The following is a 985-nucleotide window of genomic DNA, read 5'->3' as shown; positions in this document are numbered from 1 at the left end:
GAAAAAAAACCTCGAGCGTTAACTCGAGGTTTCTTAATAAGTGGCGGAACGGACGGGACTCGAACCCGCGACCCCCTGCGTGACAGGCAGGTATTCTAACCGACTGAACTACCGCTCCACCGAATTCTTTTACAACCACCGGTTTTATGACCGGCTTACTGCTTAATTTGATGCCTGGCAGTTCCCTACTCTCGCATGGGGAGACCCCACACTACCATCGGCGCTACGGCGTTTCACTTCTGAGTTCGGCATGGGGTCAGGTGGGACCGCCGCGCTAAGGCCGCCAGGCAAATTCTGTCTTCCGCGCCGCCCGACGGGCCGCGCAGAATTATCCGGTACAGGCTGAAAATCTTCGCGTCTCGCAAAACGCCTCTGGCGTTGTAAGGTTAAGCCTCACGGGTCATTAGTACCGGTTAGCTCAACGCATCGCTGCGCTTACACACCCGGCCTATCAACGTCGTCGTCTTCAACGTTCCTTCAGGACTCTCAAGGAGTCAGGGAGAACTCATCTCGGGGCAAGTTTCGTGCTTAGATGCTTTCAGCACTTATCTCTTCCGCACTTAGCTACCGGGCAGTGCCATTGGCATGACAACCCGAACACCAGCGGTGCGTTCACTCCGGTCCTCTCGTACTAGGAGCAACCCCCCTCAGTTTTCCAGCGCCCACGGCAGATAGGGACCGAACTGTCTCACGACGTTCTAAACCCAGCTCGCGTACCACTTTAAACGGCGAACAGCCGTACCCTTGGGACCTACTTCAGCCCCAGGATGTGATGAGCCGACATCAAGGTGCCAAACACCGCCGTCGATATGAACTCTTGGGCGGTATCAGCCTGTTATCCCCGGAGTACCTTTTATCCGTTGAGCGATGGCCCTTCCATTCAGAACCACCGGATCACTATGACCTGCTTTCGCACCTGCTCGCGCCGTCACGCTCGCATCCGGCGTCCGACCAAACTCCGCCACCAGCCCACGACGTACGTCCA

The 985-nt window shown here is 56.6% G+C and carries 1 tRNA gene and 2 rRNA genes; all 3 read right to left on the bottom strand.

Annotated features, from left to right (window positions below):
- Nucleotides 1–41 precede the first annotated feature (41 nt).
- A tRNA-Asp gene (locus DB30_RS40940) sits at nt 42–118 on the bottom strand.
- A gap of 54 nt (nt 119–172) precedes the next feature.
- Nucleotides 173–288, bottom strand: a 5S ribosomal RNA gene (gene rrf / locus DB30_RS40935).
- A gap of 94 nt (nt 289–382) precedes the next feature.
- Nucleotides 383–985: ribosomal RNA gene (locus tag DB30_RS42135) — 23S ribosomal RNA — on the bottom strand; the annotation flags it as partial.

Origin of the sequence: Enhygromyxa salina (assembly GCF_000737335.2) — a bacterium.
GTDB lineage: Bacteria > Myxococcota_A > Polyangia > Nannocystales > Nannocystaceae > Plesiocystis > Plesiocystis salina_C.
The sequence above is the reverse complement of the archived record's forward strand: the minus strand, read 5'-3'. Positions and strand labels throughout refer to the sequence as shown.